This is a genomic window from Mesorhizobium zhangyense (assembly GCF_011045115.1).
Classification (GTDB): Bacteria; Pseudomonadota; Alphaproteobacteria; order Rhizobiales; family Rhizobiaceae; genus Mesorhizobium_M; species Mesorhizobium_M zhangyense.
In genome coordinates this window covers 1-25421 of record NZ_JAAKZG010000007.1, presented here as the reverse complement: position 1 = coordinate 25421, position 25421 = coordinate 1, and the positions used below count along the sequence as shown (strand labels likewise).

Below are 25421 nucleotides of genomic sequence, written 5' to 3'. Positions count from 1 at the left end.
CCTCACTTGTAGGGGTCGGCCGCATCCCGCAAGCCGTCGCCGAGGAAGTTGAACGCCAGGATGACGAGGACTACCGGCACCATCGGCAGGAGCAGCCAAGGATAGAAAGCAATTACGCTGACGCTGCGCGCCTCTGTCAGCAGGATGCCCCAGCTGGTTATCGGCGCCCTGAGCCCCAGCCCGAGAAAGCTCAGCGCCGTCTCGCCCAGGATCATGCCGGGTATGGAGATCGTCGCCGTTGCGATCAGGTGCGACATGAAGCCGGGAATGAGGTGCCGCCCGATAATGCGGCTGCTTTTCGCGCCCATCAACTGGGCTGCCAGCACATAATCCTCTTCGCGCAAGGCAAGAAGTTTTGAGCGAACGGCACGCGCCAGCCCGGTCCAGTCGAGCAGCCCGAGGATCACGGTGATGCCGAAATAGATCAGGATCGGGCTCCACGTAATCGGCATGATCGCCGCCAGTGACAGCCATAGGGGAATGCTGGGAATCGATTGCAGGACTTCAATTATCCGCTGCACGATCAGGTCGAAGACGCCGCCGTGGTAACCGGCAAGCCCCCCGATGACGATGCCGAGGACAAAGCTGAAGCTGATGCCGACGAGGCCGATGGTCAGCGAAATGCGCGCGCCATAGATGATGCGCGACAGCACGTCTCGCCCCAGCCTGTCGGTGCCGGCCAGAAACAGCTGGCCGTTTTCGGCGGGGCAGACGAAGTGCCTGTCGCCTTCGATAAGGCCCCAGAACCGGTAGCTGTCGCCCTTGCAGAAGAAGCGGATCGGCTGCACCTCGTCCTGCTTCTCGGTGTAGTTGCGCTTGAGCGTGTCCATGTCCAGCGTCATCTGGCGGCCATAGACGAAGGGGCCGACGAACTGCCCGTTATGGAACAGATGCACGCGCTGCGGCGGCGCATAGATGAAGTCCATGTTGCGCGTATGCAGATTGTAGGGCGCAAGGAACTCGCAGAACATGATGACGAGATAGAGCGCCAGAAGGAACACGCCCGAAACGACGGCGAGCCGGTGCTTGCGGAACTTCCACCACATCAGCCGCAACTGCGACGCCTGAAAGACCTTCGCCTGCTCCGGCGTCATCGCCTCGACGGACTGCGGGTCGAAGGGTGCGGTCGAGACGTAATGCTGCAGCGGAGCGCCCGGAGCGGGAAGCGGCGAATGCGTGTTCATTTGGTGCTGCCGCCCTGCAAACGAATTCGTGGATCAAGCAGCGCCAGCGCCAGATCCGAGATCAGGACGCCGATGACCGTCAGGAAGGCGAGGAACATCAGGAACGACCCGGCCAGATACATGTCCTGGCTTTGCAGCGCCTTGATCAGCATCGGGCCGGTGGTTTCCAGCGACAGCACGATCGCCGTGATTTCGGCACCGGAAATGATCGCGGGCAGGATGGAGCCGATGTCGGATATGAAGAAATTCAGCGCCATGCGCAGCGGATATTTGACCAGCGTCTTGAAGGGACTGAGGCCCTTGGCGCGCGCGGTGACGACATATTGCTTGTGCAACTCGTCCAGCAGATTGGCGCGCAGCCGCCGGATCATGCTTGCGGTGCCGCCGGTGCCGATGATGAGGACCGGGATCCAGAGATGGGCGAGGATCGATTTCGCCTTGTCCCAACTCATCGGCTGGCCGAGATATTGCTGGTCCATGAGATGGCCGATGGACGTGCCGAACCAGATGTTGGCGAAATACATCAGGATGAGCGCCAGCATGAAGTTCGGGATGGCGAGCCCGAGAAGGCCGAGAAAGGTCAGCCCGTAATCGCCCCAGCTGTATTGATGCGTGGCGGAGTACATGCCGATCGGAAAGGCGATGAGCCAGGTGAAGATGATCGTGACGAAGGAAACCAGCACGGTCAGCCACATTCGGTCGCCGACGACGTCGCGGACCGGCAGCTCGTATTCGAAGGAATAGCCGAAATCGCCCTGCAGCATTCCGCCGACCCAGTAGAAGTAGCGGATGACGGGCGGCTTGTCGAAACCGTACTCCTTGCGCATCATCTCGATGCGATCGGAATCCACCCCCTCGCCCTGGGCCCGCAACTCGGCGACATAGCTGTCGAAATAATCGCCCGGCGGCAATTCGATGATCGTGAACACCAGCGCCGATATGATCAGCAGCGTCGGAACCATCACGGCGATGCGCCAGACTATGTATCGCAGCACGCTCAGGAGTCTCCAAGCCAGAATGTATCCGGCATGTAGACGCCGAAATAGGAAGTCGGGTCGAAGCCGTAGAGCGCCTTGTCAGGCAGGTTGCGCAGCCGCGAGGACGTCAGAACCGGTTGCAGCGTGGCGTTGACGGTGCCGATCGAAAACACCTGATCGGTGTAGATAGACAGCATCGAGTTCCAGATTTCGGCGCGCTCGGAGGTTTCGGTCGACGCATTCCAGCGCTTGAGCAGCGCCATAAGCTCGACCACGGGCGGAAGATCGGGCGCTTCGCCGAGCTTGCCGTGCGACAGATAATGCGCGCCCCACAGCGGCCATTGCAGCTGGTCGTCGATGGTGGGGGCGAGCTGGCTCGGGTTCATGTCGGCGGTCGGCACGCCATTGTCGATGCCCGACCACATCGACATCATGATCTGGCCGCCAAGCGCGCGGCTGCGGAAAATGTCGCGCTGCGAAGTACGAATGAACAGGGCGATGCCGATCTTGCGCCAGTGATCGGTGATGAGTTCGAGCGCGTCGGTTTCCAGCGTGCTTTCGCCCGCCGTCTCGACCATGATCTGCGCCGGGCGTCCGTCGGGAAGCAGCCGCAGGCCATCGTCGTCGAGTGTCTTGAGCCCGGCCTCGTCGAGCAGGGCGTTGGCCTGGTCCGGGTCGTGAGCGACCCAGGCTTTGGCGAATTCCGGCCGGAAGAGCGGACTTTCCGGCAGGACCGTATCGGCGCTTTCCTGCGCCAGTCCGTAGAACACCGCCATGTTGATCTCGCGCCTGTCGATAGCGAGCGAAAGCGCACGGCGCACACGAACGTCACGCAGCAGCTGACGCCACACCTGGTCCGCGCAATTCAGGTTGGGCAGTAGCGCCAGCCGCGATCCCTGCGTACGCTTCCACAGATGGACCTTTACGGGATAGCGCTTCTCCGCGTCCTTCAGGAAAGTGTAGTCGGTGAAGTCTATTCCCATTGCCTGCAGGTCGGTCTCGCCGGCACCGGTCTTGGCGGAAATGATCGCCGACGAACTCACATTCATGACGAACCGGTCGATATAGGGCAGTTGCCGGCCATTCTCGTCGATCCGGTGAAAGAAGGGATTGCGGTCGAAGATGAACTGCTCGGCCGGCGGCTTGGTCCGGTTCTGCCAGGGATCGAGCGTCGGCAGCTCCGGGTTCTCCGGGCGATACTGACGCGACATGCGGATATGCAGCAGCGTCCACTTCTTGGCCCGGTTTTCCTTCATCAGGCCAGCCAATTTTTGCGGGTCCTGATATTTCTTGTGGAACTGCTTGAGATAGGCAGCCGGCAGGACAAGCGGCAGCGGCGAGGCCGCTGCGAGCTTCGGCAGGAAATCCGGATTGGGCGCATCCCAGCTATAGCGGACCGTCAGGGGATCGACGATCTCGAAGCGCGGCGGCTTGCCGTCCGCCACCAGGGCCGCTGCGAGACCGCCCTGCGAAAGCTCCTCGTTCAGCCACACGTCTTCCCAGCAATAGCGAAAGTCCTCCGGTGTCAGCAGGCTGCCGTCGGACCATTTGTGCCCATCCCGGATCTTGAAGGTGAAGACGCGGTCGTCCGCCACGTCGAAGCTTTCGAGGATGTCGGGCTGCAGGTTGAGCTTTTCGTCATAGCCGACCAGCCGGGCATAGCCGTAGATGGTCATCAGCCGTATATCTTTCTGGCTGCCGATGATCGTGCGCAAGGTGCCGCCATACTGGCCGGGCTGCCGGCCCATGGCTGCGATGTTCACCACGCGCGGGGTCTTCGGCAGGCGCTCAGTAAGGGCCGGCAACGCTCTGGCCTTCAGCAGCTCTTGAAGAAATTCCGGTTCCAAGTCGCCGGCGCGCAGCGTGCCCGGCAGAAATGCCGACGCCATGAGGCCAAGGGCGACGCGCCGGGTGATCAAGGCCGTAACTCCTTGACGTCAGCGGTGCGCCGGGCAAGCACGAGATGGCCGCCACCAAGGTCGAGCGGCGACAGCACATCGTCGTTGCCTTCGTCGCGGAACTGCGGCCCCCACGCGGTCGCATCCGAGGCGCCCGTTATCTTCAGCGTCTTGAAGTCCATCGGCCTGTCGAGATCGGGGAACGGCACGGCGGCAACCAGCGAGCGCGTATAGGGATGGATCGGCTTCCTGAGCAGGATTTCGCGCGGCGCAAGCTCGACGATGCGCCCGCCGCACATCACTGCGATACGGTCGGCCATGTAATCCACCACCGCCAGATTGTGAGATATGAACAGGTAGGTCAGGCCTAGTTCCTTCTGAAGATCCTTCAGAAGGTTGAGGATCTGCGCCTGGACGGAAACGTCGAGCGCTGAAACAGGCTCGTCGCAAATCAGCAGTTCAGGCCCCAGCGCGAGCGCGCGCGCAATGCCGATGCGCTGGCGCTGGCCGCCGGAGAAGCTGTGCGGATAGCGTTTGATGAAGCGCGGATCGAGCCCGATCGCCTGCATCAGGCTCTTGACCGTTGCGAGACGGGAGGCAGCATCGCCGCGCTCGTGGATTTCCAGCGGCTCGCTCAGGATGTTTTCCACCGTCATGCGCGGTGACAGTGACGAAACCGGGTCCTGGAAGACCATCTGGATCTTCGCCCGCAGCGTGCGCAGGGCGTCTCCCTCGGCCTTCAGGACATCGATCGGCCCGTCGCGTCCGTTGAAGATGACCGAGCCGCTGTCCGGCGTGACGGCCCGCATGAGGATCTTGCTGACGGTAGTCTTGCCGGAGCCGCTTTCGCCGACCAGCCCTAGGCATTCGCCGCGCTTTATATCGAAACTCACGCCGTCCACGGCACGGACTGAACTTTGCTCGCCGCCGAACCATCCGGACTTGCGCGTGGTGAAGGATTTGCCCAGGTCCTGGACCGTCAGCAGGACGTCGTCCGCTCCCTTCGAGACTGGCGCCGTCTGCTTGCCGAGCAGGCTCTCGACATTGACCGGCACCTCGCGCAGCGCCTTGAGCCTTTCGCCCGGCTTCAGGTCGAAATGCGGGACCGCCGCCATCAGGCCTTTCAGATAGGGATGACCGGGGTGGCGGAATATCGCCTCGACCGGCCCCGCCTCCATGATCTCGCCGTGATAGATGACCACCACCTCGTCGGCGACATTGGCGACCACGCCGAGATCATGCGTGATCAGCAGCATCGCCATGTTCAGCTTGGTCTGGAGCTCGCGCAGCAATTGCAGGATCTGCGCCTGGATGGTCACGTCGAGCGCCGTCGTCGGCTCGTCGGCGATCAGTAGCGCCGGCTTGCAGATCAGCGCCATGGCGATCATGGCGCGCTGGCGCAGTCCCCCCGAGAGCTCGAAGGGATACATGTCATAGGCGCGTTTCGGATTGGGAAAGCCGACGAGGCCGAGCATCTCCTCGGTGCGGATCTTGCGCTCCGCCGCTGGCATCGGGGTATGGATCTGCAGGGATTCGCTGACCTGGTTGCCGATCGTGTGCAGGGGCGACAGTGACGTCATCGGCTCCTGAAAGATCTTGCCGATACGGCTGCCCCTCAGCGCCCGGATTTCAGGCCCGTCGCGCGGCATCTGCAGGATGTCCTGCGTGGTGCCGGGCTTTTCAGGATCGGAAAACAGGATACGCCCGCGTGTATGGGCCGTCTTTGGCAGAATGCCCATCACGGCCTGGCTGATGACCGATTTTCCGGAACCGGACTCGCCGACAAGCGCGGTGACCTTGCCGGGCAGGACGCGCAGATTTGCCCGCCTGACGGCATGCAACGGTCCCCCGACGATGGCAAAGGAGATGCCAAGATCCTCGATCCGCAGCAGATCAACGCCCGAATTCATACGCACACCGGCCCCACTCCGAGGGCCTGCCTTGTTGGCGGCAGGTCCCAGAAAGGCGAGACTAGCGCATTGCCGGTTTAGAGCAACATGGATTCGAAACGGCCACCGGTTCCGTTACGGAACCGGCAACTGGACTGCTTGCCAAAGGGCGTTCGGACCAAATAGCAGCGGTTATTGCAGCTTCTTCAGATCGGCAGCCGACAGACGGTTGGCATCGCGATGAAGCAGCATGACCTGCTCCGCATCCGAGATACGGTCGTAGATCGGCTCCAGCGCGCCATCTTCGTCGAGCGAAAGCGCTTCGGAAAAGTCGGGGGAAAGGACCGTCAGCTTCTGCTTGATGCCCGCCAGTTCCTCCTTGCCGAGCGTCAGCCAGCTATTGGCGCCGCAATAGCTGGAAAAATCCTTGCTGGCGAGAACGCTGTGCGGATACTTCTTGGTCAGGGTCTGGAGCCGCTGGACCTCGTTCACTGCCGAGCCGAAGGCGGAGAATGTGAGGCGGTCGGTAAGCCCGACGTTGCCGAACATCACATTGCCGACGTGCAGGCCGATGCCGAAGTTGATGTCGCCCAGGCCTTCGCTCTTTCTGCGCAGATTGAGATCCGCCATGCGCGCGGTGGCCTTGTGCGCTGCCGCGAGCGCGGCCTGGCAGGCGATCTCGGATTGCGAGCGGTGCCTTTCGCAGGGGTAAACGGCGAGGAAGCCATCGCCCATGAAGCTCATGATCTGCCCGCCGCTGCGGTTGAACGGTGCTGCGATGGCGTCGAAGAACTGGTTCAGCGTGTCGATGTAGATCTCGCGACCCGAGGTCTCGGCAAGCCTGGACGAGCCGCGCATGTCGGCCATGACCAATGCGGCCCGGATCGTGTCGCCCTCGCCGCGCTTGATCTGGCCGTTCAGCACGCGCTTGCCGGCATCGCCGCCGAGATAGGTGGTCATCATGTTGTCGGCAAGCTTGGTGAGCACCGCCATCTTGCTGGCGACGGCGAGATGGTTCTGGATGCGCAGCAGCGCCGAAATCATGCTGTCGCTGAAGCCTGCGGCACTGTCGGTAGCCCACGACCCGATCATGCCCTGGTTGGCGTTGCTGCTGAAGGGATGGACGAAAGCCATGTAATCGGTGACGCCCATAACCTTGAGCTCGTCGAATACCGGAAACTCCGACTGTACCGACGGGTCGATCCGACGCCGCAGGTGGTCGAGCTTGTTGCTGAGCAGGTGATAATACGGGCTGGTCAGGAACCGGTCATTCGGTCCGCCGCCCTTCTTGCGGAAGCCTTCGACTTCCATGCCCTGCCCCCGAAGCCAGGTGAAGCCGAGTGCATCGTAAAGCGGGTGGAGCATCGAGAAACTCAGATGCACCCGAACCAGCGGCAGGCCGGCAGCCGCCAGCCGCTCACAAAAGCCCTTCACCAATGTTTCGAGATCGTTGCCAGCCAGCGCCGATTGGGTCAGCCAGTCGGCAACCTTGTCCATGAGAATGGTGGAAATTTCGGATTGCGCTGTGCTCATGCTGTTTCCAAAGCCCACGTCAAAACTATTCACAGGCAGGCCCTCTTCTTCTGATCCAAAAAGACGCGACGACCGGCCGTGGAAGCCAAGCATAAGACCATCGAAGTTAATGAAGCCGGCTAGGGGGCAAAGCCAGCGAAGAATTTCCCGAATGGCTGTCCTTGCGTAGGCAAGGCGCAGGCAAAACCGCATCTATCCGTCTGAACTTCATGTGGTGAGGCGATTGGCAGACTACAATCTCGATGCTGACAAAAAGGCGAAAAAAATTCGCCGGCGCAGCAAGGATCAGGCCTTCACGACGCTGTCGGAAGCCAAGCCGAGACGCCCAAAAACATTGCGGGTGTCTACGATCAGCGGCGCATGGCCGGCGATCAATTGATAATCGACCTCGTCATGATCTGTTGCGATCACAATTGCGTCAAACCCCTTCAAAGCTGCTGCGCCCAGCTCGACCGAACGCCGCCCCTTGATGGCCATGTGCTCGCGCGTGGCGGGGATTTCGGCGACATACGGGTCGTGAAACTCCGCCTTGCCGCCCCATTCCTCGATCAGTTCGATGAGCCGAAGCGACGGGCTCTCGCGGATATCGGGCACGTTCTTCTTGTAGGCGAGCCCGACGATCAGGATGCGCGAGCGGCTCAACGCCTTGCCACAGCGACGGTCCAGTGCCTTTGCCAGCACGTCGACCACATGGCGCGGCATGGCGGTGTTGATTTCGGCGGCAAGCTCGATGAAGCGGGTCGGCAATTCGTATTCGCGCGCCTTCCACGTCAGGTAGAACGGATCGATCGGCACGCAATGCCCGCCGAGCCCCGGGCCGGGATAGAAGGGCATATAGCCGAATGGCTTGCTCTTGGCCGCCTCGATGACCTCCCATATGTCGATGCCCATCGCGCCGTAGACGACCTTCAACTCGTTGACGAGGGCGATGTTGACGGAACGGAAGATGTTTTCCGTGAGCTTGACCGCCTCGGCGGTCGCCGTGGACGAGACGGGCACGACCGTCCTGACGACGCTCTGGTAGAAAGCCTGGACCGCAGCTGCCGCTTCGGGGCCGTCGCCGGCAACGACCTTGGGAATGGTGGCAACCTCGAAATTGCGGTTGCCCGGATCTTCCCGCTCCGGCGAAAACCCGAGAAAAAAGTCGACCTTCGACTTCAGGCCGGTCTCTTCCAGGATCGGCCTTATCACGTCGTCGGTGGTGCCGGGATAGGTGGTCGATTCCAGCACGATCAACTGGCCACGCCGCAGATTGCTGGCGATGGTGCTGGCGGTGTTGCGGACGAAAGAAAGATCCGGCTCGCGGTGCCTGGTCAGCGGCGTGGGCACGCAGATGATGATGATGTCGCAGCCGGCAAGCTCGGTGAAGTCCGCCGTCGCACGGAACCGCCCGCCCGCCACCTGCTCGGCCAGCGCCTGCGAGGTCACCGCTTCGATGTAGGACTGGCCGCCATTCAGGCTTTCGATCTTCTGCGCCTCGATGTCGAAGCCGACAGCCGGGAAGCCGGCGCGTGCGACAGCGATTGCCAGCGGCAGACCGACATAGCCCAGCCCGATCACGGCGACCGACGCGGTACGTGCCGAAATCCGGTCAAGAAGGAGATGATATGTCGATCTGGAGGTATCCAAAAATCTGCTTTCCTGCCCGGACAAGCCGCCGCCACCATGGCGATGCCACGCTCATCCCAGGAGCTACCGGCGAGGCATATTGCGGAAATCGGATTTCCGCAAGCCGAAGTCAGCCTGCCAGCTTTGCCTTCAGGCCGGCGGCAGCCATCGCGTAGCCACCGGCGGCGCCATCGACGAAGTGGACATGGTCGCGCTGCAGGGGTGATGCGACGATGCAGGTCATCAGGGCCGATTTCTGCCGGTGCAGGCCGTAGCTGCACACGCCTGCCTTTTCCGCCTGTTTCAGCCGGTCCTCGATCCTTTGCAAGACGTCGCGATCCACATCGATGGTCATCTTCAAGCCGTCGTCGAATTTGCGGAAATCGGAATTGCTCGCCACCTGGCGCTTGTAGAGATCTGGATCGAACGTCCCGACCTTGCGGCCGAGTTTTATGGCGACGGTCGTAAGCGTCATCAGGAAGACGACCCACAGTTTGGCCAGCCACCGCTTGCCCACGGGCGCTATCGCACGCGCTTCCAGATCGAGACCCGGCGGGGGGAAGCTGAATTCGGGGCCTTCCACCGGAACGGGATGCCCGCCACGCTCTTCTCCGCCAGTCAGGGCGATGATGTCGGACACCAGCGTCTGAAAGGCCTGCATGTCGCGCGAAGCACCGGGAATGGCGATGATCGAGACGATTTCGCCATGCCGCGCCTCGATGGGGTCCCAGCGGCATGAAAGGCCCGTAAGATCCGGTCGGGTTCCCGCTGGCGCGGGGTCGATGCGGTAGCGTCCCGCCTTCATTTCAGCTTCCGCCCAACTGCTGCCGCCACCGGCGAACATGGCGTAGAAAACCTCCTCGGAAGGCTGGAACCTTGCAACGCGCACGTCCAGCCCGTGCGCCCGGATATCGCTGACCGGCACGATCGCCGCGCGCAAGGTAAGGTTCAATTCGTCTGCCACCCACGCCTGCACCGCCGCCAAAGCGTTTCTGGTGATCTCCAGCTGGGACGCCGGAAACGCAACCATCGCGCCATCGCCGCCGAAAACGAAAGGAAGATCGCGCTGGCCGAGCGCGTTCAGCAAGGCCGATATCACGCTGGCGCCGGCCATGTTGACCGCTTTGTAACCGCCGGCAGAGACTGCGTCGGTCGAGGCAACGATGTCCGCCGTCGCAAGCGCCCAGTCGTCGGGAAGCGGCCGATAGTTGCCGACATCGGCAACACCTTCGAACTCGGTGAAAACCGGCAAGGTGTCGACAAAGGGATCGGTTTTGGCGGATGTGTCCATGCCTATCAAATACCACATTTCCCCTGCGTGAGAGTGAAGTCGATCACGCTTCGAAATTGACTTGCACAGGCTTTCCGATGATAGGGTCCGGCGATGCGAATTGCCTTCTACGCACCCCTGAAGTCGCCCAATCATCCCGTTGCCTCCGGTGACCGCCAGATGGCGCGGATGCTTGTGAAAGCGCTCCGGAGTTACGGCCACAACGTCGAAATAGTTTCCGAGTTGCGCGGCTTTCTGCGCGAACCGGTGCAGGAAAATTTCGATGCGCTGAGAACCAAAGCTCAACAGGAAATCGCGCGGCTGAGCGAACTCTGGGCGCGGGATGGCCAGCCCGACCTGTGGTTCTCCTACCACCCCTATTACAAGGCGCCCGACCTGATCGGCCCCGAACTGGCCTCGACCTTCACTATTCCCTATGTGACGGCGGAAGCTTCGTATTCGAACCGGCGCAATAGCGGCCTTTGGGCCGAAACGCAGGCGCTGGTGGCGCAATCGGTCGAGCAGGCAGCGTTGAACATCTGCTTCACCCACCGGGACCGCCAAGGGTTGGCCGAGGCAATTCCCAACGCAGCCCTCGGCATGCTCGCGCCCTTCATCGACACGTCGGCATTCCTGAAAACGCCACCACGGAGCGCGCCAGCTCGGCTCGTCACCGTCGCCATGATGCGCCCGGGCGACAAGCTTGCAAGCTATGGCATGTTGGCAAAAGCGCTCGGCCTGATCGGCCATCTGCCATGGACCTTGTCGGTCGTTGGTGACGGGCCTGCCCGCGAGGATGTGACGGCTCTATTCGCCGGCTTGCCGGCCGAACGCATCGAATGGCTCGGCGCTATCGAACCAGCCGCCGTGCCGGAGTTCCTCTATGGCGGAGGTATTTACGTCTGGCCGGGGTTTGGCGAGGCCTATGGCGTCGCTTATCTCGAAGCACAGGCCGCCGGCCTTCCCGTCGTGGCGCAGGACATTGCGGGTGTGCCGGAAGTCGTGCGCCATGGCGAGACCGGATTTCTGACGCCGCCTGGCGACGTATCGGCATTTGCAGCGGCAATCGAAAGGCTTTTGACGCGAGAGGACGAGAGAGCCGCCCTCAGCCAGGCTGCCCGGCGCTTTGTGCTGGACGAACGCTCCCTAGACACGGCAGCAACGCGTCTGGCAGATCTGCTTGCGAAGGTGGCCTCATCATGACTGTGGATTCGATCTGGCAGCCATTGCGCGAAGAACTCATGCGCTGGGAAAACGCCGGTCGCACGGCAGAGTTCTGGCTGCGGGATGATGACGCCGTGGAGCCAACGCCCGCACTTGATCGCCTTTTGGCCCTTACCGGCGACTTCGCCGTTCCGGTCACGCTGGCCGTCATTCCGGCCGTCACGGATGCGAGGCTTGCCGACCGGCTCAGCCAAGCTGCCCATGCCGCGGTCGCCATTCACGGCTGGGCGCACCAGAATCATGCGCCCGGAGACCAGAAAAAGCAGGAGCTCGGGGCACATCGGCCGCGCGGGGCGGTGCTTGATGAACTGGCACGGGGATTATCGCAGATAGTCCGTCTGCACGGCGAGCGCGCCGTGCCGATGCTGGTGCCGCCGTGGAACAGGATAGACGCAGGCCTGATCGATAATCTCGGATCGATCGGTTTCACCGCACTGTCGGTCTACGGGCCACCGAAACCGGCGCCCATCCGCGTGGTGAACAGCAATGTCGACATCATGGATTGGCACGGCACGCGCGGCTGCCGGGATTACAGTCTGCTTGTTCAGGAGATCGTCGCGCGGTTGCAGCAGGCTTATGATGGCGGCGAGCCGGTTGGCCTGCTCACGCATCATCTCGTGCACGATGAGGCTGCGTGGATTTTTCTGGAGCGGCTCTTCGAAGTGACGGGCCGCAGCCGCGTGTGCGAGTGGCTTCCCGTCAGCGTGTTGATCGATCGCCGCACAAAGGGCGGGGAATAGTTATTTCCGGTGCGGCCCCGAAGCTGGCAACTCCAGCGTCTGGCCGTCGCGGGCGGCGAATGCACCGGCAAACCTATCCTTGGCCTGCTTTTCGATCTCGTCCAGCTCCTCGTCGGTACGCGTCGGATCGTGATGGAAAAGTGCCAGACCCCGCGCACCCGCCGCTTCGCACAGCTTGACGCCCTGTTGCCAGGTCGAGTGCCCGTAACCGCGGCGGCGCTCCATCTCCTCCTCCGTGTAGGTGCAGTCGTAGATGACGAGATCGGCATCCTTGATAAGGCCAAGAATGGACTGATCGAGCTTGCCGGGCTCATGTTCGGTGTCGGTAATCATCGCCACGACACGGCCGCCCCATTCGACGCGATAGCCTATGCAGCCTCCGGGATGGTTGAGGCTGCCGGTTTTGACCACGACCCCTTCCCGGGGCCGAAGCACGTCTCCGGAGACGAAATCCCGGCAGTCGAGGCTTGCCTTGCAGATATCGAGCTTTGCTGGAAACCACGGCGGCTGCATGAATTCGTCGACCATCTGCCGCGTCGTCATGCGCCCGGCCAGATGCCCCGACCAAAGCGTAACGTTCACGCTGCGGTCATAGACCGGCGAGAAAAACGGCAGCCCTATGATGTGGTCGTAGTGGCAATGGGTGAAGAGCAGGTCGAAATCGGTCACGCCCGCCGCCCGAAGCGCTTCGCCGGCAGGCCTTAACCCCGATCCGGCGTCGAACAGGAGCGTATGGGGGCCGCACTGCATCTCGACGCAGATAGTATTCCCGCCGTAGCGCGAGAACTCTGGCCCGGATACCGCAATGCTGCCGCGCGCGCCCCAAAACCTGACCAGGAAAACGTCGTCGTCCATGCTAGCCCTTCGCAGTCCCCGCTGGCCATAGTAGCCAAACAGCGGCGGCTAGGCGAGACAGGTTTTCTCCGGAGGGCCCCCTGAAAAAGAGGCATGTGCCATGGCTATGGGGCATGGAGGATCGAACGCCCGCCATTCGCTATTTGGCGCTTCGCGCGTCGATCAGTTCCGCTGTCGTATGGCTCAGGCGATCGGCCAGAACGCGCAGTATTTCGATCGTCATTTCGGGGAACTCCTTCATAAGTCTCAGGAAATGATCCTTGCGAATTCGAAGGACTTCCAGCGGAACCGCCGCCCTGACGGTGGCGGTGCGGGAAACGTTGCACAATATTGCGATCTCGCCAACAATCGAATTGGGTTCCAGCTCGGCGACCTTGATCGGCCCGGCGTCGGACTCGACCAGAATATCGGCTGTACCTGAAAGAATGACATAGGCGGCGTCTCCCTCGTCGCCCTGTCGGAAAAGGATCTGTCCGGCGCCGTAGGTAACGCGGTCCGACGTGAAGGCGAGCAGCTTCAGCTTTGCCGGCTCGACGCCGGAAAACAGGGGAACGCGTTGCAGCATTCCAACTTCATCCTTGAGCAGCATCGTCGCAAACCTTCCCCAAAATTCGCGTTTGCCAGACCTTTATGACAGCAGTTCCTTGAAGATACCGTTTCTTGCCAAAAGTGTCTCGTGTGTTCCGTCTTCCACCAATTGACCCGCGTCGAAGACGGCAACGCGGTCGAACATCATCCCCATTGACGGGTTTGTCACGACCCAGACAATCGCCGGAGAATGGCCGTCACGTCTAGCCTCTTCAAGCACATTGCGCAGCACCTGTTCCTGCATGCGCTGGTCCAGAGCTGAAAGCGGCCGGTTCATGATGAGAAAATCGGGACGCTTGAGCAGTGCCCGGGCAACGTCGAGCTTCTGCCTTTGCCCACCGGTCAGACGCCGGCCGCCGGAGCCGACGTTGAAGTCCAGGCCGACATCCAGAACTTCGTTGTAAAGGCCGAGCTTGTCCAGAATGTCGTAGACGATGGAGCGTATGCGTTCCGGCGCGTCGGGATGATTGTTGCCCACGCGTCCGAACAGGACGTTGTCCATGACGGTGGCCGCAGCAATGTATTTGGCCGGGTCATACCGCTCGATCGCATTCTGCAGCTCGGGCGGCAGGTTTTCATAGAACCGGCTGCGCGCCGCAACGATCTTGCCCATCAGCTCTTCGGTCAGCAGGCCGAAGCGGTGCCGGGGTTCGATATAGGCAAAGCTCAAGGTGACGATCATGGCGCGGTCGCTTTCCGACACCGCCTCGTAAGGGCGGTTCTTGAGCCGCTGCAGCAAGGTTTCGTAGGCCGGAATCTCCTCGGGCGTCATGAAGGCGAGTTGCTGGAAGAACGGGTGATCGGGCGGCAGATCGGCGAACAGCTCGATTGCCTGTTCGGCAATCTCCAGGCCCATTTCGTAGAGCGTGCGGTCGAGACCGCCCTGCCGCAGCACGGACGCGAAATAAGGATTGGCCGCAAGCGCCCTGTCGGCGAGCTCTGTGCCCGCGGCGGCGCCGAAGAGCAGGTTTTCGCCGATCGTTGCTTCCTTGTTGTAGGCGCCCGGTTCGAACGGAACCACCAGCCCGCTCAGTCCTTCCTGTTCCAGCCGGCTGCGAAGTGCTGCACGCAATTCGACGATCCGGCCGGCGAGCTCAGTGTGACGCGTGACGTCGACCGAAGAGCGCAGGCCGAGATCCAGGATGTCGCGCGACAGCAGCACCGCATCGAGCACCCGGCGCACGGCCTCGAAAAGGTCCTGCGGGCCGGTAGCGCCGGCGGAAGCGTAGTCGATCCAGTCGCTGCTGATGTCGAAATCGGGATTGCCCGACCGGCTTGCTTCATCGACGTCCCAGCGACGCTGGACCGCGGCAGCGCCGTCATAGGTCACGGGCGTAAGCGGCGCATGTTTCAGCCCGTAGAGAAGGTTCTCTCGAAGGCTTGCATGGAACAGGAAAACATCCGACGACGAGTAGGACATGCGCCGGCCGGTCACGGCTTCGGGAAGTTCAAGCAGGTCGTCGGTGCCCGAAACGACCCTGCCGTTCTCCGGCCGGTTAAGCCGCGCGAAAGCTTCCGCAAGCGCCTCGGCTCCGCCTGTCGCGGAGCTGACCAGCGCCAACGTCTCGCCCGGCTTGACCTGGAGCGATACACGGTCAAGCAGCATGGCACCGCCATCGTCGGTCATGGACAGGCTGACGGCTGACAGGGAGTTGGTCATCCGGCCGGGGTCTTCGATCGTCAGGGCCTCGATTTGCGGCGGGATGAGACCGTCGACCGTAAACTGCTCGACGACCTGCTGGTATTTGACCTGCACATCCTGCCGCGCCTGATCCCAGTCGATCAGTTCCTTCATCGGTCCGGGCAGGTCCTTGTAGGCGCTGATCACCGCCACGAGCTGACCGACATCCAGACGCCCCTGAATGACGAGATAGCCGCCGATCATGTAGAACAGGAAAGGCGTGATCTGGGCGAGGAAATTGTTGAGGAACTTTACCATGAACTTCCACTGGTAAAGGTCGTAGCGGATCTTGAAGATGCGGCCGAGCCGGGCGGCTATATCGGCGCGTTCATAGTTGGACGTATCGTGAATGTGGACCGCGCCGATGCCATCGACGATTTCGCCGACCCGGCCAGAAAGCGCTCGCGCCGTCAGTTGCCGCTCGCGGCTGAGGACGATCAGCCGGCGCCGCATGCGCGGGATAAGAATGATCTGAATGCCAACGATCACGGCAGCTATCATGCCGAGCCAGAAGTTCTGGACCATGATGAACAGCATTGCGGTCAGCGCCTGGCCACCGAGCAGCACCGGCTGGATGAAGGCATCGCCGATGAAGCCGCCCAGCGGCTCCACCTCGTCCTTCACCATGGTCGCCACCTCGGCGGATTTCACCCGCTTGAAGTAAAACGGCGGAAACCGCAGCACACGATCGACCAGCTCGAAGCGTATGCGCCGCAGCATGCGCTCGCCGAGGCGGCCCTTGTAGGTATTGATGTAGAGCTTGAACAGGCCGTTGACGACGACCAGCAGCAGGAAGACCATGCTCAGCGCAAACAGCGTCGCCTCGCGGCCGAGCTGGAAACCATCGAAAAACTGGACATCCCCGATGAAGGGAATGTCGTAGTGCAGCTTCATAAACGGCTGGGTCGCGCCCGGCTGTTCAAAACCGCCACCCTGGATGGGGCCGTTGACGATCAGTTTCGGCAGGTCGAAGGACATGAAATAGGGGATCATCGAGAGCACGACGATCATCACGATCCAGAGCTGCTGCTTCCGGGTGTGCGTCCAGATATAGCGGGCTAGGCTGGGTTCCATATGCGACTGCGGACCGTTCAGTTGGAAGGATGCAGGACGTAAAAGCGTCTTCTGGCGAATGGCGTATCGGCGATTTCTTCATCGCCAAGGACAAGCTCGAAGTTGCAATGCACCGAGAGTGTCTTGCGTTCGAGGATGGAAGGAACCTGCGAGGCGGCGCGGTCCAGTTCCGGTGCATAGTCGATGACGACGACGCCGGCATTGTCGATCAGCGAAAAAAGCAGCTGGCCGAGCGGTTCGCGGCTTCCATAGGGTTTTAGCGAATAACCCAGCAGGACAAGGCCGTAGCTGCGCGGGGCGTAGTCGTATTCAACTTCCTGGAACTTGCGCGGGACATGCCTCACGCGGCAGGGATGGCCGTTGAGTTCGTCCGCCTCGAGGGCCGCCGTCTTGGGATCGACGGAAAGGACGGACAGAGGCCTATGCGTCAGATAGCCGGTGATTGGCCGTTCGTGGCCGCCGATTTCGAGCACATGCGGGCAATCGCGGACGAAATGCGCAGCCAGCACCTGACGGATGGAGGCCGACGGCCCGGATAGATGCAGCAGGCCCTCTCCGGCACCGGCCAACGGTGAAGCGGCTTGCAGCATAATCACATCCACGAATCAAACAGCCTTGCGGAAGGCAAGATTGCGTTGTGTCGCCCGAAATCCCAACATACAAGACGAATATGATGGATGTCACGCAAGCAGGCAATGCCGGCACGGACTGGCGCGAGCAAGCCTACGATCTCACGCGCGGGATTGCGGCCTATGCCGCCTGCCCGCTGGTCGCGGGGTTGGCGCGCATCATCGCCAAGCATCCCGAGGCCGATATCGCCAACGCCTTCAACCACAAGCAGGTCGCCTGCAAGATGTGGGCGCGCGATAGGCTCTTCGAGACCTGCGGCGGCAAATATCGGCACATATGGGTTCTCGGCGGCTGGTATGGCGTGCTGCCGGCGATGCTTTTCAACGATGCCCGCTTCGACATCACGGCGATCGACAGCATTGATATCGATCCCGAAGTTTCTGCCGTCGCAAAAACGCTCAACCGGGAGGCCGGCGACCGGTTCCGGGCGGTGACCGGCGATATGTACGCGCTCGACTATGCAGCCACGCGGCCCGACCTGGTGGTCAACACGAGTTGCGAACACATTGCCGATCTGCGCGACTGGCTGGCCGTCCTTCCGGAGGGGACGAATGTTCTACTGCAGTCGAACGATTATTTCAGCGAGCCGACCCACATCAATTGCGTTGCCTCGCTTGCCGCCTTCGAGGCAATGGCCGCTTTGAAGGAGGTGCGTTTCTCCGGCGAACTGCCGACGAAGAATTATACGCGTTTCATGCTGATAGGGTCGGTTTAGTCCCAAGTCTTTCGTGCAGGATTTGTGCTGTGCGCTGCGCGCCCTCCAGATTGAGGCGATGCGCGGCTGGCGCCGGCCCGGCAAACGCTGCCTGGATCGCTTGCGCCAGACCTTCGGGCGTCAGATCCTGCTCGGTCAACACGGTTGCAAGCCCGAGTTCCTCAAGCATCAGAGCGCGAACCGTCTGCTCGGTCTCCCCGCCGGCTGCAAATGGAACGAGCAGAGAGCGGCAGCCAGCGCGCAGGACATCGCAAACGGTGTTGTAGCCCGCCTGTGAGACCGAAAGGCGCGCGCCGGTCAGCAGGCTGGCGAAATCCTCGCGGAACCGGAAGATGGACAGGCCCGGCGTCGCCTCACACGTGATCGCCTCGAACTCGTCCTTTGGCAGGTTCGGGCCGGTGATCAGGCACCATTTCCAGGCGTTGTCGGCGTTCCGCGCCGCCGCGACCGTGGACCTGACAAGGCCCTTGCCCGCAGCCCCGCCGCCAACCGACACCAGAACGTCGAAGTTCTCGGAGGTTTTTGGCGGAGGAGGCGCTGCGACGAGGCCGGTATAGGCAACCTTGGCCTCAATCGTGCCGGCGAGCGGGAATGTCTTGTCGATCGTCGCGAAAGTGGGATCGCCATGAACCAATACGAGGTCGAAATGCCGGTCGATGAGATCGACCGTTTCCTCATTTCGGCCCGGCTTGACGCGCTCCTGAAGGATGTCGCGGACGGACGTCGCGAGCATCGGCCTGGGCGATGTCGCATCGATGGCCTCGATCAGCGGCAGAAGTTCGAAACGCATCTGCCGGCGGCCGAAGGGGAACGCCTCGATGATGACTATGTCCGGCCGGCATTCCCGGAACGCTTCCAACAGCATTTCACAGCGCCGTTGCTTGAAGGCATCGTCGACCGGCTTTCCCTGCAGATCGACCAGCCCGGAAAACCCCTCGTCGCCGGAGGTTACGGGCGGAAGGGTCACGGATTTGACGCCTGGCCCCGGAAATCCGGCAACTGGCGCTCCACCGGTCACGACGGTTACGTCAAAACCGTCATCGGCAAGGGCCACCGCAATACGGCTGGCGCGTGCAAGATGGCCAATGCCCAGCAGGTGCTGGACATAGAAGAAGACCCGCAAAGGTTTCATTCGGCCGCCTGCCACTCCCGTTCGAACAACTCCTTGAGCTGATCGATACTCGAAACATGATCGAAGTGATGGCGCACTGTGTGCTCGGCGGCTTCACCGAGCCTGCCGCGCAGGGCGGGGTCGCGTATCAACCGCTCCAGCGCCTTGGCGAGCGCGACCGGATCTTCCGGCGGAACGAGCAGCCCGGTCTCTTCGGGCGACAACAGTTCGGGAACGCCAGAAACGTCGGTCGAGACACAGGCAAGCCGCTGGCTCGCTGCCTCCACCAAGACGTTCGGTAGGCCATCGCGGTCGCCATTGGCGGTAATCCGGCACGCCAGGGCGAAGATATCGCTGCGGCGGTAGTGCTCCAGCACCTCTTCCTGGGCAAGCGCGCCTTTCCATGAAACGCGGTCGGCAATTCCAAGCTTTTTCGCCAGCGCCTTGAGCCGGTCGAGTTCTTCGCCACCCCCGATGTGCTCGAAACGCCACGCCAGACCAGCGGGCAACAGAGCAAGGGCATTCAGCAGAATATCATAGCCCTTCTTTTCGACGGCGCGCCCGACGCTGAGCACGATCACCGGCTCCTCGGCCAGCGAGCCGTCGCGCTCGCGGCGCGCCTCACTGAAACTGCCGAAGCGATCGAGGTCGAGGCCATGATAGCTCAGATGCACCGGCGAGCTGCCATTGGCGAGCATCTTCAAATGCTCGAAGCCGGTTTTCGTGCAGGTAACCGTCCAGCGGGCGGAGGAAAGCTTGTCTGCCAGATCCCAGTCTGCCGATGTCCAGATGTCTTTCGCATGCGCCGAACAGGTCCATGGCAAGCCACGAAGCAGGCTGGCATAGCGCGTGACCGAGGCCGGCGTATGCACGAAATGGGCATGCAGCCAGCCGGCATCTGCCGGCCATTCGGCGGCCAGAACGAGCGCCTGTCCGAAGCGCCGCACGCGGTTGCGGGTGAAATCGCGAGGAAGGTCCGCTGCCAGCGACCTGAGCGCGCGCCAGAAGCCGGCCCTCGGAAGGCAGGCCAGCAGCGAGCGCGCCACCCGCAACGGCTCCTGATGCAGATATTCCGGCAGGTAGTGGACGGGAGCCCTGATCTCGTCATGCACGGGATGCCGCTTGCCGTCAGTGGGCCGCCTGAGTGCCACGATCGCCAATTCGAGCCCGGCGCGTTCAAGACCGAGCAGTTCCTGGGCGATAAAGGTCTCCGACAGGCGAGGATACCCCTTCAGAACCACGACGATCTTACGGTGCTGCAACTCAGTTCACACCTTCAACGACCGAAAGATGGTGGCCCGCTCGCCGATCCAGCAGCTCAGCCACGATTTCGGAGATATGAGGCAACCCTTCCAGAGTGAGATGCGGATTGCTTTGAGATGGGCGCGGCCGGCCGGGCAGCGCCTTCAACGCATCGGCGAAGCGCTGGGAATCCGCTGCTTCTTCCGGCAAAAGCATGTCGATCAGCCCAAGCTCGGCCGCACGGCGTGCCCGGATAAGCTGCTCCTCGCGCGGCTTGACGCGCGGCACGATCAGCGCCGGTTTGTCGAAGGACAGGATTTCGCAATAGGTGTTGTAACCGCCCATCGCCACCACCGCCTTGGCCCCAGCGATCAGCTCCTCCATGCGGTTATCGAACTCGATGATCTTGATGTAGGGAATTTGGGCTCCCTTCTTGAGAAGCTTGCTGCGCTTGCGCGCCGGCATATAGGGCCCAAGCACGATCAACGCCTTGTGCTGCAATTGCGGGTCCTGCTGATAGGCATCGATGACATCGTGGATCAGTTCGGCGCCGTCGCCGCCGCCCCCGGTGGTGACGAGAATATAATCGCCCTCGGGCCGGTGCCCCGGCATCTCGTCCTGCTGCAAGCCCCGTTGCAGGAAGCCGACGAACTTCATCTTCGCCCTCACGGTCGGCGGCACTTCAAGCCCCGTCAGCGGATCGTAGAAATCCGGCGGGCCATAGGCCCAGATCTTGTCGTAGAACAGGCCGATCTTGCGCATAACGTCCTTGCGCGCCCATTCGGCTTCGAGCAGATGCGGCGCATCCATCACTTCGCGCAGGCCGAGAATGAGCGTCGTGCCGCGCGTCTTCAGGTAGGACAGGGTATCCTCGATCTCGCCGCGCAGCCCGAGCGGCTCCTTGTCGACGATGAAGATATCCGGCCGGAAGGTCTCTGCAGTGTGGCGGATGATCGACTGGCGCATCTTCAGCGTCTCGTGCAGGTCGATATGCTTCTCCAGCGAGGTGTATTCGCCGTTGCGCAGCTTGATGACGCTGGGGATCTTCACGAAGTCGACGCGGGCGCGGTAGTCGAACGCGCCGGCGATGGTCGCGCCCGAAATGATCAGCACCTGAAGCCCGCGAAAATCCTCGACGAGCGAATGCGCTATCGTGCGGCAACGCCGCAGATGGCCGAGCCCGAACGTATCGTGGCTGTACATGAGAATTCGTGCGTCTTGTACGCGCTGGGTCATTATCGAACCTCTTTTAAAATTCTCACCTTTGAGGACCGTGGATGGCCCCGCAGGCTCCTAAACCTGTATTTGTCAATTGACGATAGCAAGAGCCGGCCGAAGGGGACCGCTCTTACCGATGCAATATGGTCACAGGCGATGGGAGCCACCGCCGCCGGGCAAGTCGCCGCGAAGGGCGGCGATATAGCCCGGTTCGTCATCCAAATCCACTGCCGTACGGTCATGGGAGCTGGGCGCCGCATCGACACGAGAAAATCGCTGGGTTTCGCGTAATCTGTCCGGCATCTCTGTCACCACGGAAAATGGCCCGCTCGGTATATTGCCGACAGACCAGAAGCTGCCTCTTGGGAAAAACACTCGTCGCCCCCGGATGCCCTGATCACTGTGCAAGGAGCATAGGCGAGCAACGGGCCTTCGATCAACCCGAATCTCGGATGCGAGCGGCAGGCTGCGCCAAGTGCGATCTTGCAACCCGCTATTAGGGAAAGTGGAATAAGGTCTCTCCAGTCGAAGGCTGAAGATGGGAGAGGGCCGTGGACAACGAGCCTGCGATTGCCAAGGACGTCACCTCGATGATCACGGGCGTCGGGCAGATCGACGACCGTCTGGTTGCCGGTCTCCACAGCAGACTGACCGCCCTGAACGGCATTTCTGCGGAATTCCAATCGTTGAGAGATGCATTTTCGGCGGCGGGTGTCTCCCCTTTCCTCTTGATTTTCCAGATCATTCTCGTTGTCGCTTTGGTTGGCGGCGTCTTCATCTGGATCAGCCGCCGTTTCCGGCGTGCGACCGCCGACAGAAGTTTCTGGCGCAGATTTTTCGCCGGTGTTGCGGCAGCAATCCTGGCGCTTCTGGCCGGATTCATCGCTGCACGCCTGCTCAGCCGCACCGACCTGGAAATGCGAACCCTACGGGTCTGGACTATTTTTCCTGTTGCCGGCGGAATCACGCTCTTCACGCTCAGACACGTTCTGATGGCTTCGATGCCGCCTGCTTTTCCCAAACCCTCCGTCCACATGGCAGGGCTGGTGCGTGGTCTGTCGATTGCCATCGGCTGGGCCCTTGTCGGCATTGGGCTGATCGCAACGCTGCATCTTTGGGGCGCCGGGCCGGGTCTCATGGACCTTGCCGGGACCGGACTGGTCGGAATCCCTGCTTTTCTACTGTTCGTGATCGCAGTCTGGCGCAACAAACGCACAATGGTGGTTGCGGTCGCCGGTTCGCGGCCGAGAAGCCATTGGCGCGGGCGTCTCGCCAAGGCATGGCCGGCGATCGTGATCGGGTTCCTGCTCGTAACCTTCTGCACCACCGAAGCCGCCCAGACATTGGGGATGCCTATTCCGGGGTCCGCCATCCTTCTGACCGCGCTGATCTTCATCGCCACGCCGCATCTGGACACGATGATCAGCCATTGGGCACAGCGCGGGCTCGAATCGCCAAGCACCTCAATTGCGGCTGCGGCGGGCATGCAAACGGCGCGCTTCGCCATTCTGGTCGTCATGCTGGCGCTTCTGGAAACCCTATGGGCAACGCCTTTGGCTGTCGGGCTGGGCTTCGGCCTGCAGTCGGTCGCAACCAATGTGTTCGACATGGCGCTGATCGCCTTGGGAACGGCGTTCCTGTGGAACGTCATCGGCACGATAACCGGACGCGCGCTGCTGGCCGAGGTTCCGACACTCGGCGCCAATCCGGAAGCGCTGAGCGCGCCGCGCTCGCGGCTCGGCACGCTGGTGCCCCTGCTGAGCGGCGTCGGCAAATCCACCATTCTGGCGCTGGCCATGCTTTCCGTTCTGGTGACGATCGGGGTGAATGTCTGGCCATTGATCACCGGCCTGAGTGTCTTTGGCCTCGCGGTCGGCTTCGGCTCGCAAACGCTGGTGAAGGATGTCGTTTCCGGGCTGTTCTTCCTGATCGACGACGCTTTCCGCTTCGGCGAATATATCGAGACCTCGGGGGCGAAAGGCACCGTCGAGAAGATTTCGATCAGGTCCGTCTCGCTGCGTCATCAGCGCGGCGCGCTCGCGACGATACCCTATGGCCAGATCGGCAAGATCCAGAACTACAGCCGCGACTGGGTGATCGAGAAGCTGATGTTCCGCGTCGCCTTCGACACCGATGTCGAACTTGTCCGCAAGCTGTTCAAGAAGATCGGCCAGGACGTCGCGGCCGATCCGGAAGTCGCCGAGGACCTGCTGGAGCCCTTCAAGAGCCAGGGCATTGCCGAGGTCGAAGACGGCACGCTCGTCATCACCGCCAAATTCAAGGCCAAGGCCGGCAAGCAGACCATGATCCGCCGCGCCGTGATGGTTGCCGTGCATCGCGCCTTCCGCGAAAACGGCATCCACGCGGTTTCGAAGCCTATTACGTCTAGTCCGGCAGCCGCCTGACTCCGGGCTGGCAGCCTAGAACTCTCCGGCTGCCTTGCTCCGGGCGAGTTTGCGCCATCTGGCGTTTTCGCGGACCAGTTTCAGGTCGTCCGTGACCTCGGCTAGCGTCCGGGAACGATATTGCCGAAGTAGTTGGGGGAAAAGTTCGCCCGCCGGAAGGCTTGCAAGCTGCTCCCGTACGGAGATTTGCTCGTCGATGACCCGCATGCCCCAGGCATTTTCCCGGACCTGCAATTCCGCGGCCAGATCGCGCTCTTCCGGCACATTTTCGTCGAGCGCGGCGAGCAAAATCGAGTGGAACAGCGCGACATAACCGACCTGCCGCAGGCCGCCCAAAACCCGCACGCGCGGCAATATGGCAAGGACGAGGAACATCAGGAACAGGTTCGGCAGCAGCATGCCGTCCAGCAGCGCCCGCCGAAGAGGCTCCCGCTCAAGCGGGATCGACACGCCATTCGGCCGCTCCGGTTCGATCAGGCGTCCGTTCTCGATGACGAGCTTGCGCACCCGCTCCTCGCGGATGCCCCAGAAATAATCGGTGGCGTTGGGCAGGAACCTGCCGAATGGGCCGGATGCAGCAGCCTCCAACGCATGATCGAAGCGCTGGCGCCGTTGCGGATCGGTAAGCAGCTTTGTGAGAATGCTGTCGTCGTCTTCGAGATGCCGGGCCATGGCAACGGCTGCGAGCCGGTCGTCGATGAAAACCGGCCGGGCCGAGGCCGAACGATCCCAATCGGTCACCAGATCCTCGTTGAGGCTCGTCAGCGCATCGGCCGCGGTCGGGAATTCTTTGTCAGCGCTGGCAAGCAGCGTGCCCAGCCAGCGGCTGGCGTCGGCCTCGTCACCTGCCGCCTCTAGGGCCGGCCTGTTGAGGGATACAGGACCGGCCGCGCAAACGCTTTTGCGGCACAGCTTGTGACGTCCCATGCCGAACAGATTGACCTTGTCGCCGCCGACATCGAGCCAGCCAGGCCCTTCCCGGCCGATTGTCTCCATCGTCATCGTCGCTCCGACGAAACCAACGAAAGCCGACAACCCGTTTTCGACCGCACCTAGCCAGGCAAGCAGAAGGGCATCGAAGGTGATCCGGTCCATCAGAAGCAGGCAGTGCAAGCCGGACTGGATGACCGGCCTGTGCTCAAACTCGTCCAGGGCCTTGCGAACCTCCTCAGGCTGCATGAGCGCGCCGAGCCGATCGTGCAGCACCTCGCGCAGGATCGAACGTGCGGCGATTGCCGGGCTTGAGGCAGGGCCGGCAACCGGCCGCCACAGATGGCGGGCGTATTCGGAAACCGGCGCATCCCAGTTCTGCTCGATGTCGCGCACGACTTCCGGACAGAGCAGCGACAGAAGCGCCAGAATTTCTGCAGGAGGCGTTGTGCTTGCGGCAAGTGCATCGGTCATCGGCTTCGTCTAGCCGTTCGCAGCGAAAACGCCAAGATGGACCTGATCGAGGCCATACCCCCACCCCTAACCCCTCCCCACAAGGGGGAGGGAGACGATTTCATCGCCTTGGCCGCCAACGACGTTGAAGATTGGGACTGGACAGATATGCAGCAAAAGTTCCCCTCCCCCTTGT

Annotated in this window: 19 protein-coding genes; 4 read left to right on the top strand and 15 right to left on the bottom strand. The window is 61.9% G+C overall.

What is annotated here, in order from left to right; genetic code table 11:
* Positions 1-2 precede the first annotated feature (2 nt).
* From G6N74_RS17590 to G6N74_RS17560, 7 genes are all read right to left on the bottom strand, one after another.
* Complete coding sequence (locus tag G6N74_RS17590; protein ID WP_165119257.1) at positions 3-1184, bottom strand: ABC transporter permease; 1182 nt, start codon at positions 1182-1184, stop codon at positions 3-5.
* The gene (locus tag G6N74_RS17585) at positions 1181-2179 is read right to left on the bottom strand and encodes an ABC transporter permease (protein ID WP_165119256.1); all 999 of its coding nucleotides are present in this window, start codon (positions 2177-2179) and stop codon (positions 1181-1183) included. Before G6N74_RS17585 ends, G6N74_RS17590 begins: the two co-directional genes overlap by 4 nt.
* Positions 2180-2181: 2 nt before the next feature.
* Entirely contained in the window at positions 2182-4080 is a 1899-nt protein-coding gene (locus tag G6N74_RS17580) for an ABC transporter substrate-binding protein (protein ID WP_165119255.1), read from the bottom strand.
* Complete coding sequence (locus G6N74_RS17575) at positions 4077-5969, bottom strand: ABC transporter ATP-binding protein (RefSeq protein WP_165119254.1); 1893 nt, start codon at positions 5967-5969, stop codon at positions 4077-4079. Before G6N74_RS17575 ends, G6N74_RS17580 begins: the two co-directional genes overlap by 4 nt.
* Positions 5970-6140: 171 nt before the next feature.
* Positions 6141-7481, bottom strand: coding sequence for an adenylate/guanylate cyclase domain-containing protein (locus G6N74_RS17570; RefSeq protein WP_165119253.1), 1341 nt, complete (start codon positions 7479-7481; stop codon positions 6141-6143).
* A gap of 285 nt (positions 7482-7766) precedes the next feature.
* Positions 7767-9110, bottom strand: coding sequence for a nucleotide sugar dehydrogenase (locus tag G6N74_RS17565; RefSeq protein ID WP_165119252.1), 1344 nt, complete (start codon positions 9108-9110; stop codon positions 7767-7769).
* A 109-nt stretch (positions 9111-9219) separates the two neighbouring features.
* Entirely contained in the window at positions 9220-10398 is a 1179-nt protein-coding gene (locus tag G6N74_RS17560) for a DUF3095 domain-containing protein (RefSeq protein WP_165119251.1), read from the bottom strand.
* A 75-nt stretch (positions 10399-10473) separates the two neighbouring features.
* Between G6N74_RS17560 and G6N74_RS17555 the strand changes: the two genes are divergently transcribed.
* A complete protein-coding gene (locus G6N74_RS17555; protein ID WP_165119250.1) occupies positions 10474-11562 on the top strand; it encodes a glycosyltransferase family 4 protein in 1089 nt (362 codons plus the stop codon).
* Positions 11559-12323 carry a polysaccharide deacetylase family protein gene (locus G6N74_RS17550; RefSeq protein ID WP_165119249.1) on the top strand — a complete coding sequence of 255 codons (765 nt, stop codon included), beginning with the start codon at positions 11559-11561 and terminating at the stop codon, positions 12321-12323. Before G6N74_RS17555 ends, G6N74_RS17550 begins: the two co-directional genes overlap by 4 nt.
* Here the strand turns inward: G6N74_RS17550 and G6N74_RS17545 are convergent, their stop codons facing one another.
* From G6N74_RS17545 to G6N74_RS17530, 4 genes are all read right to left on the bottom strand, one after another.
* On the bottom strand, positions 12324-13178 hold the full coding sequence (locus G6N74_RS17545) for an MBL fold metallo-hydrolase (protein ID WP_165119248.1): 855 nt from the start codon (positions 13176-13178) through the stop codon (positions 12324-12326).
* Positions 13179-13317: 139 nt separating this feature from the next.
* A complete protein-coding gene (locus G6N74_RS17540; RefSeq protein ID WP_091918351.1) occupies positions 13318-13767 on the bottom strand; it encodes a cyclic nucleotide-binding domain-containing protein in 450 nt (149 codons plus the stop codon).
* Between the two features lie 39 nt (positions 13768-13806).
* On the bottom strand, positions 13807-16521 hold the full coding sequence (locus G6N74_RS17535; RefSeq protein ID WP_165119247.1) for an ABC transporter transmembrane domain-containing protein: 2715 nt from the start codon (positions 16519-16521) through the stop codon (positions 13807-13809).
* Positions 16522-16538: 17 nt separating this feature from the next.
* Complete coding sequence (locus G6N74_RS17530) at positions 16539-17111, bottom strand: hypothetical protein (protein ID WP_165119246.1); 573 nt, start codon at positions 17109-17111, stop codon at positions 16539-16541.
* Between the two features lie 80 nt (positions 17112-17191).
* On the opposite strand from G6N74_RS17530, the gene G6N74_RS17525 reads away from it, so the two are divergent.
* A complete protein-coding gene (locus G6N74_RS17525; protein WP_165119245.1) occupies positions 17192-17866 on the top strand; it encodes a class I SAM-dependent methyltransferase in 675 nt (224 codons plus the stop codon).
* Here G6N74_RS17525 and G6N74_RS17520 read toward each other — a convergent pair.
* From G6N74_RS17520 to G6N74_RS17510, 3 genes are read right to left on the bottom strand one after another with little or no spacing between them, the layout of a single operon-like run.
* The gene (locus tag G6N74_RS17520) at positions 17844-18998 is read right to left on the bottom strand and encodes a glycosyltransferase family protein (RefSeq protein WP_165119244.1); all 1155 of its coding nucleotides are present in this window, start codon (positions 18996-18998) and stop codon (positions 17844-17846) included. The two genes, G6N74_RS17525 and G6N74_RS17520, sit on opposite strands and share 23 nt — an antisense overlap.
* A complete protein-coding gene (locus tag G6N74_RS17515; RefSeq protein ID WP_165119243.1) occupies positions 18995-20239 on the bottom strand; it encodes a glycosyltransferase in 1245 nt (414 codons plus the stop codon). Before G6N74_RS17515 ends, G6N74_RS17520 begins: the two co-directional genes overlap by 4 nt.
* Position 20240: 1 nt before the next feature.
* Positions 20241-21455 (bottom strand): glycosyltransferase family protein, encoded by a 1215-nt coding sequence (locus tag G6N74_RS17510; protein ID WP_165119242.1) that lies wholly within the window; start codon positions 21453-21455, stop codon positions 20241-20243.
* 533 nt (positions 21456-21988) lie between these two features.
* On the opposite strand from G6N74_RS17510, the gene G6N74_RS17505 reads away from it, so the two are divergent.
* Positions 21989-23842, top strand: a complete 1854-nt coding sequence (locus G6N74_RS17505; protein ID WP_312857891.1) for a mechanosensitive ion channel family protein — start codon at positions 21989-21991, stop codon at positions 23840-23842.
* A gap of 15 nt (positions 23843-23857) precedes the next feature.
* Here the strand turns inward: G6N74_RS17505 and G6N74_RS17500 are convergent, their stop codons facing one another.
* Positions 23858-25246 carry a hypothetical protein gene (locus G6N74_RS17500; protein WP_165119241.1) on the bottom strand — a complete coding sequence of 463 codons (1389 nt, stop codon included), beginning with the start codon at positions 25244-25246 and terminating at the stop codon, positions 23858-23860.
* Positions 25247-25421: the final 175 nt, after the last annotated feature.

Excerpts from the sequence above, each read along its gene's own strand:
- G6N74_RS17530 (WP_165119246.1), bottom strand. The coding sequence starts at position 17,111 with ATGCTGCAAGCCGCTTCACCGTTGGCCGGTGCCGGAGAGGGCCTGCTG.
- G6N74_RS17545 (WP_165119248.1), bottom strand. The coding sequence starts at position 13,178 with ATGGACGACGACGTTTTCCTGGTCAGGTTTTGGGGCGCGCGCGGCAGC.
- G6N74_RS17550 (WP_165119249.1), top strand. The coding sequence starts at position 11,559 with ATGACTGTGGATTCGATCTGGCAGCCATTGCGCGAAGAACTCATGCGC.
- G6N74_RS17525 (WP_165119245.1), top strand. The coding sequence starts at position 17,192 with ATGATGGATGTCACGCAAGCAGGCAATGCCGGCACGGACTGGCGCGAG.
- G6N74_RS17540 (WP_091918351.1), bottom strand. The coding sequence starts at position 13,767 with ATGCTGCTCAAGGATGAAGTTGGAATGCTGCAACGCGTTCCCCTGTTT.
- G6N74_RS17555 (WP_165119250.1), top strand. The coding sequence starts at position 10,474 with ATGCGAATTGCCTTCTACGCACCCCTGAAGTCGCCCAATCATCCCGTT.
- G6N74_RS17500 (WP_165119241.1), bottom strand. The coding sequence starts at position 25,246 with ATGACCGATGCACTTGCCGCAAGCACAACGCCTCCTGCAGAAATTCTG.
- G6N74_RS17535 (WP_165119247.1), bottom strand. The coding sequence starts at position 16,521 with ATGGAACCCAGCCTAGCCCGCTATATCTGGACGCACACCCGGAAGCAG.
- G6N74_RS17570 (WP_165119253.1), bottom strand. The coding sequence starts at position 7,481 with ATGAGCACAGCGCAATCCGAAATTTCCACCATTCTCATGGACAAGGTT.
- G6N74_RS17510 (WP_165119242.1), bottom strand. The coding sequence starts at position 21,455 with ATGACCCAGCGCGTACAAGACGCACGAATTCTCATGTACAGCCACGAT.
- G6N74_RS17590 (WP_165119257.1), bottom strand. The coding sequence starts at position 1,184 with ATGAACACGCATTCGCCGCTTCCCGCTCCGGGCGCTCCGCTGCAGCAT.
- G6N74_RS17575 (WP_165119254.1), bottom strand. The coding sequence starts at position 5,969 with ATGAATTCGGGCGTTGATCTGCTGCGGATCGAGGATCTTGGCATCTCC.
- G6N74_RS17560 (WP_165119251.1), bottom strand. The coding sequence starts at position 10,398 with ATGTGGTATTTGATAGGCATGGACACATCCGCCAAAACCGATCCCTTT.
- G6N74_RS17520 (WP_165119244.1), bottom strand. The coding sequence starts at position 18,998 with ATGAAACCTTTGCGGGTCTTCTTCTATGTCCAGCACCTGCTGGGCATT.